The following is a 7,924-nucleotide window of genomic DNA, read 5'->3' as shown; positions in this document are numbered from 1 at the left end:
AGGAGGCGGCCCGCAAGCTGCGCCTGTCCTCGCAGCAGACGATGCGTACCGCGCAGCGCCTGTACGAGAACGGCTACATCACCTATATGCGTACCGACTCGGTCAACCTGTCGGAGACCGCCATCTCGGCGGCCCGCCGACAGATCGTCGAGCTGTACGGCGAGCGCAGCGTTCCGCCGGAGCCGCGCCGCTACACCGGCAAGGTGAAGAACGCGCAGGAGGCGCACGAGGCGATCCGCCCGGCGGGGGACAACTTCCGTACCCCGGGTGAGGTGGCCAAGGAGCTGTCCGCCGAGGAGTTCAAGCTCTACGAGCTGATCTGGCGGCGCACCATCGCCTCGCAGATGACCGACGCTGTCGGCTCCAGCGTGTCGGTGCGCATCCGGGCGGTCTCCACCTCGCAGGAGGAAGCCGACTTCGGCGCGACCGGCAAGACCATCACCGACCCGGGCTTCCTGCGCGCCTACGTCGAGTCGAGCGACGACGAGAACGCCGAGGCCGAGGACGCCGAGCGTCGGCTGCCCACCCTGGTCAAGGACCAGCGGTTGACCGCCGACGAGTTGGCCGCGCAGGGCCACCACACCCAGCCGCCGTCGCGCTACACCGAAGCGTCGCTGGTCAAGGCCCTGGAAGAGCTGGGCATCGGCCGCCCGTCCACCTACGCGTCGATCATGCAGACGATCCAGGACCGGGGGTACGTCACCAAGCGCGGCCAGGCGATGATCCCGACCTTCCTGGCCTTCGCGGTGATCGGGCTGATGGAGCGGCACTACCCCCGCCTGATCGACTACGACTTCACCGCCACGATGGAGAACGAGCTGGACGAGATCGCCGGCGGTGACCACGCGGCGGTCGACTTCCTCACGGCGTTCTACTTCGGCAGCTCCAACGGTGCCGGCGACCAGGACATCGCTCGTTCCGGCGGGCTCAAGAAGCTGGTCACCGAGAACCTCAACGACATCGACGCCCGCAGCGTCAACTCCATCCCGCTCTTCACCGACGACGACGGTCGCGAGGTCGTCGTGCGGGTCGGCCGCTACGGGCCGTACCTGCAACGGGAGCTGCCCGGCGGCGAGCAGCCGGCACCGGCCGCGGCTTCCGGTGAGGGCGAGGAGGGCGGCACCCAGGGTGACCGGGCGCCGATCCCCGAGGGCCTGGCCCCGGACGAGCTGACACCGGAGAAGGTGCACGAGCTGTTCCTGGGCGGCAGCGGCGAGCGCAAGCTCGGCGACGACCCCGGCACCGGCGAGCCGATCGTGCTCAAGTCCGGCCGGTTCGGCCCGTACGTGTCCAGCGGCGAGCGGAAGTCCTCGCTGCTGCGTACGCAGACCCCGGACTCGCTGACCCTGGAGGAGGCGCTCAAGCTGCTCAGCCTTCCCCGGCTGATCGGTGTCGCGCCGGACGGCGTCGAGATCTTCGCGAACAACGGTCGCTACGGCCCGTACGTCAAGCGGGGCGAGGAGTTCCGTTCGCTGGAGTCCGAGGACCAGATGTTCACCGTCGGTCTGGACGAGGCGCTGGCTCTGCTGGCCGCCCCGAAGGCCCGTGGACGGCGAGCCGCGGCACCGCCGCTGCGCGAGATGGGCGTGGACCCGGCGACCGAGAAGCCGTTGGTGATCAAGGACGGCCGGTTCGGTCCGTACGTGACCGACGGGGAGTTCAACGCGTCGCTGCGGCGCGGGCAGACGCCGGAGGCGCTGACCATCGAGGAAGCGTCCGAGATGCTGGCCGAGAAGCGGGCCAAGGGTCCGGCGCCGCGGAAGAAGGCGGCGGCGAAGAAGGCGCCCGCGAAGAAGGCGACGGCCACCAAGAAGACGGCCGCCGCCAGCAAGTCCACGGCCGCGAAGAAGACCACCACTGCCAAGGCGACGGCGGCGAAGAAGGCTCCGGCGAAGAAGGCCGCCCCGCGCAAGGCCGCCTCCAACACCGACTGACCACGCCTCGGGTCACCTGATCGTCACGCGTCGGTCCGACGTGAGCCGTCAGACCCCGAGGACGTGCTTCAGGTGGGGGTTGGCGAAGACGCGGTGGGGGTCGAGCCGGTCGCGGACGGCCTGGAAGTCCGCGAATCGGGGGTACGCGGTGGCCAGCGAGGCGGCGTCGCGGTAGTGCAACTTGCCCCAGTGCGGGCGACCGCCCAGCCCGGCGGCCACCTGCTCGAAGGCCCGGAAGTACGGCTCGTACGGCATGCCGACGTACTGGTGCACGGCGATGTAGGCGTTGTCCCGGCCGTAGCCGTGCGACAGCCAGATGTCGTCGGCGGCGGTGAATCGCACCTCCACCGGAAAGAGCACCTTGAACGGCAGGCCGTCCACGATCCGCTGGAGCGCGGCGAGCGCTTCGGGCAACGCCTCCCGGGGCAGGCCGTACTCCATCTCCACGAAGCGGACCCGGCGCGACGTGCAGAAGACCCGGTCGGAGCGTCCGGTGTACTGCCGTTCGCTGAGGGCGCGGACGGACACCGCGCTGATCCCCGGGGCCAGCGCGGGCACGGCCCGGCCGAGTCGGCAGGCGCCGGCGAAGACCCGGTTGGGCAGGAAGTCGTCGTCCAACCAGCCGCGCCAGCGGGACAGCGGCCGGTCGTTGGCGGGTACCCGGTCATTGGCCTTGACCTGGACCCGGGCCGTGTACGGGAACCAGTAGAACTCGACATGGTCGTGTCGGCCGATCAGCTCGGGTAGTTCGCCGAGCACGTCGGCCAGTTCGGCCGGTCGTTCGTGGGCGCGCAGGACGAAGGCGTCCACGCAACGCAGGGTCACCTCCACCAGGACGCCGAGCGCGCCGAGCGACACCCGGGCGGCGGCGAGGACGTCGGGATGCTCGTCGGCGGAGCAGCGCAGCACCTCGCCGGTGCCGGTGACCAGTGTGATGGCCTCGACGAAGGTGGAGAGGCACCCGTAGCCGGCTCCGGTGCCGTGGGTGCCGGTGGAGATCGCCCCGGCGACGGTCTGCGCGTCGATGTCGCCGAGGTTGGGCAGCGCGAGGCCGTGCCGGGCGAGCAGGCCGTTGAGCGTGTGCAGGGTCATGCCCGCCGGCACGGTGACCAGTCGGTGTGCGACGTCCACGCTGACGGTGGTGTCCAGGTCGGACAGGTCCATCCGACGGTCGTCGGCGAGCGCGACGGCGGTGAACGAGTGGCCGCTGCCCGTCACCCGGATCCGGCCGCCGTCGTCGGCGGCAGATCTGACGGCTTCTACGACGTCGGTCGGCGAGCCGGGGCGCAGGATCGCGCTGGCGCTGCCACGCTGGTTCCCGGCCCAGTTGGACCATCCAGCCCCGAGCGGTGCGGTGCGGACCATGCGCGCTCCTCATTCATGAATATGAACTGACTTCATATCAGGAACGTTCTAGCTGGTAAATACCGCAATTGCGATCCGCTCGTTGTACCGGTAGTCACGGACTCGTGACGTGGAGATATGTTCATCCGTCGAAGGGGGGTGGCGCAGAGTGTCCACACCAGCCGCCACGACCGGGCCGCTGCGCCGCGTACCGGTGCAAGGTCGAAGTGTCGCGCGGGTACAGCGCATGTTGGATGCCTGCGCCGAACTCGTCGACGAGGTGGGGTACGAGGGGCTGACCACCACCCTGCTCGCCGAGCGGGCCGAGGTGGCGATCGGGTCGGTCTACCAGTTCTTTCCGGACAAGCGAGCCATCGTGCAGGCGTTGACCCTGCGGACCATGGAGTCCTACCTCCAGCGCCTCGACGAGCGGTTCGCCTCCGACGAGATGACTCACTGGTGGGACGGCGTCGACGCGGGCATCGACGAGTACATCACGATGCACCGCACCGTCCCCGGCTTCCGTACCCTGCACTTCGGCGACGTGGTCGACCTGCACCTGCTCGACGAGCAGCGGGACAACAACGGCGTGATCGCCGACCAGTTGGCCCGGGTGCTCACCGAGCGTTTCGGGCTTACCGACGTGCCCAAGCTGCGCTTCGTGCTGGAGATCGCCGTCGAGGCGGCGGACGCGCTGATCAAGCTCGCGTTCCGTCGGAAGTCCGACGGTGACGAGCGGGTGCTGCTGGAGGCGAAGGCGTTGATCCGGGAGTACCTGCACCGCCAGGTCGACGGCCCGGACAGCGGCCGGTCCGCAGTCGGCAAGCAGGCCGAGGCGCCCCAACCCGCCTGAGTCGGCGTGGGGCGCCGGCCCCGGCCGGCGGTGGGGGCGGTTGTCCGATCTCAGAGGAAGGCCTGCCCCTCACCCCGGTAGGTGGGGACGGTCGCCACGACCGTGTCGCCCTCGATCAGGTGCAGCTCGTTGACCCGTTCACACAGCTCACCCGCCTTGGCGTGCCGGAACCACACCCGGTCGCCGACGCGCAGCCCGGCTGCCGCCGCTCCGGACAGCGGAGTCTGCACCTCGCCGGCGCCCTCGGCGCCGACCAGCTTCAGCCCTGCCGGTAGCCACGGCCGGGGCAGTCGACTGTCGGCGGCCGGGCCGGAGGCGATCCAGCCACCGCCGAGCACCGTCGCCAGCTCCGGCGTCGGTCGGCGGACCACGGCGCAGGCGAAGAACGCCGCCGGGGTGGGCCGCCAGGCGCGGTACGCGTCGAACAGCGTCGGCCCGTACAGGCCCGATCCCGCGGTGATCTCGGTTACCGCGGGATCGGCGCTGGTCGCGGCCATGCTGCCGGTGCCGCCGCCGTTGACGAACTCCAGGTCGGCGTGTTCGCGTACCGCGGCGACCGCCGCGCCACGGCGGGCCAGCAACTCACGGTACGACCCGCGCTGGGCCAGCCTGATCGCGCCCGCCAGCAGCGTCTTGCCCGGCGGCGCGTCACCCAGGCCGGCGATCTGCGCCTCGTACGACATCAGCCCGACCAGCCGGAAGCCGGGCCGACGGGCGACGGCGGCGGCGAGCGCGCCGGCCGCCCGGGCGCTGTGCACCGGTGAGCGGCGGACGCCGACGTGCACCCCGCGCAGCGGTCGCCAGGAGGCGTCCAGATCCAGGCAGAGCCGTAGCACGGCGCGCTGCCCCGGGGCCTTGATGGCGTCGATGAGGTCGAGTTGGCCGGCGCTGTCGATCATCAGGGTGATCGCGGCGGCGAGTGTCTGGTCGGCGCCCAGCTCGGCGAGGGCGGCCCGGTCGGCGCTCGGGTACGCGACCAGCACGTCGTCGCTGACGCCGGCGCGGACCAACCAGATCGCCTCGGGCAGTGTGAAGGCCATCACGCCCTGCCAGTCGGGCCGGGCGAGGGCTCGACCGATCAATTCCCGGCTGCGGACCGACTTGCTGGCGAGCCGGACCGGTTTTCCCGCGGCGCGGTCGGCCAGGGCGGCCGAATTGGCGTCGAAGGCGGTGAGGTCGACCACCGCGTACGGGGGGTCGAGGTGGGCAGTCGCCCGATCCAGGCGCTCGCGAAGTTTGTCGCTTTCGATGGCCACGTGTGCACGCTAACTGTCTGACGGAAAATGCGAAATACCCTCGCGTACGTCCGGGCTGCGGTCGGTACCTCCGGCGGCCTAGGCTCAGCGAGCAGGAGAATGTCGCCCGGGGGGTGGCCCCCACCGGGTCTAGAGTGTTGCACCGGAGGTGCCCAGCGATGGGCCGGCACGTGGAGGTACGGCCATCGAAAGCCAGAACAGCGGCGAGTCGCCCGGCGTGTCGCGCTCGGGTGACCAGTCGGGCAACGCCGCCACGCAGCCCAACGGCGGTCAGGTTGATCCGTCCGGTTATGCCGCGATCCGGTCCGTGCTGCGCATCCGGCCGTTCCGCCGGCTCTGGATCGTGCTTGGCGCGGCCTCCTTCGGTGACTGGCTCGGCCTGCTGGCCACCGCCCTCTTCGCCGCCTCGCAGGTGCAGGGCAGCACCGCCCAGGGCGCCGCGTTCGGCGGGGTCACCGCGATCCGGCTGCTACCCGCGCTGGTGCTCGGCCCGGTGGCCGGCGTCTTCGCCGACCGGTTCGACCGACGCTGGACGATGGTCATCTGCGACCTGCTGCGCTTCGTGCTCTTCGCGTCCATTCCGCTCTACGCCCTCAGTGGGGCCGCGGGCGGCCTGGTGGTCGGCTGGGCGCTGATCGCCACCTTCCTGATCGAGTCGCTCACCCTGCTCTGGATTCCGGCCAAGGAGGCCGCGGTCCCGAACCTGATCCCGCGGGCCCGGCTGGAAGCGGCCAACCAGCTCACCCTGATCACCACCTACGGCCTCACCCCGGTCGCCGCCGCCATCGGCCTCGCCGTGCTCGACCGTGGCGTCCGTGGTGCCGTCGGCGGCGACCTGCCCTCCTGGGCCGAGCCGGCCCAGCTCGCACTCTGGTTCAACGCCTTCTCCCGGCTCGCCACCGCACTGGTGGTGGCGTTCGGGATCAAGGAGATCAGCGAGGCGCAACGCGGCGAGGCGGAGCGTGCCGAGCAGAGCATGTTCCGGCAGTTCTCCGAGGGCTGGAAGTACATCGGCCAGACCCCGCTCGTCCGCGGCCTGGTGCTGGGCATCTTCGGCGCGTTCGCCGGCGGCGGCATCGTGGTCGGTACCGCCAAGTTCTTCGCCAACTCACTGGGCGCCGGTGATGCCGCGTTCTCGCTGCTCTTCGGCGCGATCTTCGTCGGCCTGGCGCTCGGCATCGGGCTCGGCCCGATGGTCGTCAAGGAGATGTCCCGGCGTCGCTGGTTCGGCATGAGCATCGTGCTGGCCAGCGCCGCGGTGATGACCCTCGCCTTCGCCATCCACCTGTCCATGGCGATCGTCGGCGCGGTGCTGGTCGGCGCCGGTGCCGGGATGGCCTTCCTGGCCGGCACCACGCTGCTGGGCGGGGAGGTGGCCGACGAGGTGCGCGGCCGGGTCTTCGCGGTGGTGCAGATCGGCACCCGACTGGTGCTGATCCTGGCCATCGGGCTGAGCAGCGTGTTGGTCGGCGTCGGTGGCTCGCGCAAGCTGGAGATCGCCGACCTCGGCATCTCCGTCTCCTCCACCCGACTGCTGCTGCTCGCCGCCGGTGCCGCCGGCATCTTCGCCGGGATCAGCGCGTTCGGCCAGATGGACGACAAGAAGGGCGTTCCGGTCCTCGCCGACCTGTGGGGCTCCATCCGGGGCCGTCCGCTGATGCCCGCCGAGCCGTTCGTCTCCGCCGGGCTCTTCGTGGTCTTCGAGGGCGGCGAGGGCGCGGGGAAGTCCACCCAGCTGGCCGCGCTCTCCGAGCGGCTGCGCGGTCACGGCCGAGAGGTAGTGGTCACCCGCGAGCCGGGGGCCACCGGCGTCGGCCGGCGAATCCGGTCGCTGGTGCTGGACACCTCCGGCGACGACGCGCCCTCCCCCCGGGCCGAGGCGCTGCTCTACGCCGCCGACCGGGCGCACCACGTGGCCACCGTCGTCCGGCCCGCGTTGGTTCGGGGCGGCGTGGTGATCAGTGACCGGTACGTCGACTCGTCCCTGGCGTACCAGGGCGCCGGCCGGACACTGCCCGTCGACGAGGTCTCCTGGCTCTCCTCCTGGGCCACCGGTGGGCTCAAGCCCGACCTGGTGGTGCTGCTGGACGTCGAACCGCGCACCGGTCTGTCGCGGGTGGCCTCGCGCAACACCGGCACCGACCGGCTGGAGGCCGAGTCGGTCGCCTTCCACGAGCGCGTCCGGTACGCGTTCCTCGACCTCGCCGCCGCCGACCCGAAGCGCTACCTGGTGCTCGACGCGTCCCGGCCGGCCGACGAGATCACCGGGCTGGTGGTCCGGCGGGTCGAGGAGATGCTCGGCAAGCCGGGTGGCATCGTGCACCCGCGACCGGCGCAGGGCCCGGACACCTCGGTGCAACCTGAGTTATCCGACGCGGAGCTGGTGACGATGGAGCACAAGACCTGATGCCGGACGTCTTCGCCGACCTCGTCGGCCAGGACGAGGCGGTGGTCGAGCTGCGGCTCGTCCTGACTGCGGTCACCACCGCGATCAACGCGACCCTGGTCCGCCCGGTCGCCCCGGCCGCGTTCACCGG

At 71.1% G+C, this 7,924-nt stretch carries 5 protein-coding genes; 3 read left to right on the top strand and 2 right to left on the bottom strand.

The annotated features are described in order from the left end of the window. Nucleotides 1-1,934: DNA topoisomerase (locus tag ABZ749_RS23815; protein ID WP_357231298.1), on the top strand; the 1,934-nt coding region annotated here is incomplete at its 5' end. Nucleotides 1,935-1,982: 48 nt separating this feature from the next. Here ABZ749_RS23815 and ABZ749_RS23810 read toward each other — a convergent pair. After that, complete coding sequence (locus ABZ749_RS23810; protein ID WP_357231295.1) at nt 1,983-3,299, bottom strand: D-arabinono-1,4-lactone oxidase; 1,317 nt, start codon at nt 3,297-3,299, stop codon at nt 1,983-1,985. A gap of 226 nt (nt 3,300-3,525) precedes the next feature. On the opposite strand from ABZ749_RS23810, the gene ABZ749_RS23805 reads away from it, so the two are divergent. Next, entirely contained in the window at nt 3,526-4,131 is a 606-nt protein-coding gene (locus ABZ749_RS23805; protein WP_357231292.1) for a TetR family transcriptional regulator, read from the top strand. A 50-nt stretch (nt 4,132-4,181) separates the two neighbouring features. On the opposite strand, the gene ABZ749_RS23800 is transcribed toward ABZ749_RS23805, so the two are convergent. Continuing rightward, entirely contained in the window at nt 4,182-5,387 is a 1,206-nt protein-coding gene (locus ABZ749_RS23800; RefSeq protein ID WP_357231289.1) for an amino acid deaminase/aldolase, read from the bottom strand. Between the two features lie 307 nt (nt 5,388-5,694). Between ABZ749_RS23800 and tmk the strand changes: the two genes are divergently transcribed. Continuing rightward, on the top strand, nt 5,695-7,794 hold the full coding sequence (tmk, locus tag ABZ749_RS23795) for a dTMP kinase (RefSeq protein WP_357231301.1): 2,100 nt from the start codon (nt 5,695-5,697) through the stop codon (nt 7,792-7,794). The last annotated feature ends 130 nt before the right edge of the window (nt 7,795-7,924 follow it).

It is taken from the genome of Micromonospora sp. NPDC047753 (assembly GCF_040642735.1).
GTDB lineage: Bacteria > Actinomycetota > Actinomycetes > Mycobacteriales > Micromonosporaceae > Micromonospora.
The sequence above is the reverse complement of the archived record's forward strand: the minus strand, read 5'-3'. Positions and strand labels throughout refer to the sequence as shown.

Coding starts and splice junctions, on each gene's coding strand:
- ABZ749_RS23810 (WP_357231295.1), bottom strand. CDS start 3,299: ATGGTCCGCACCGCACCGCTCGGGGCTGGATGGTCCAACTGGGCCGGG.
- ABZ749_RS23805 (WP_357231292.1), top strand. CDS start 3,526: ATGTTGGATGCCTGCGCCGAACTCGTCGACGAGGTGGGGTACGAGGGG.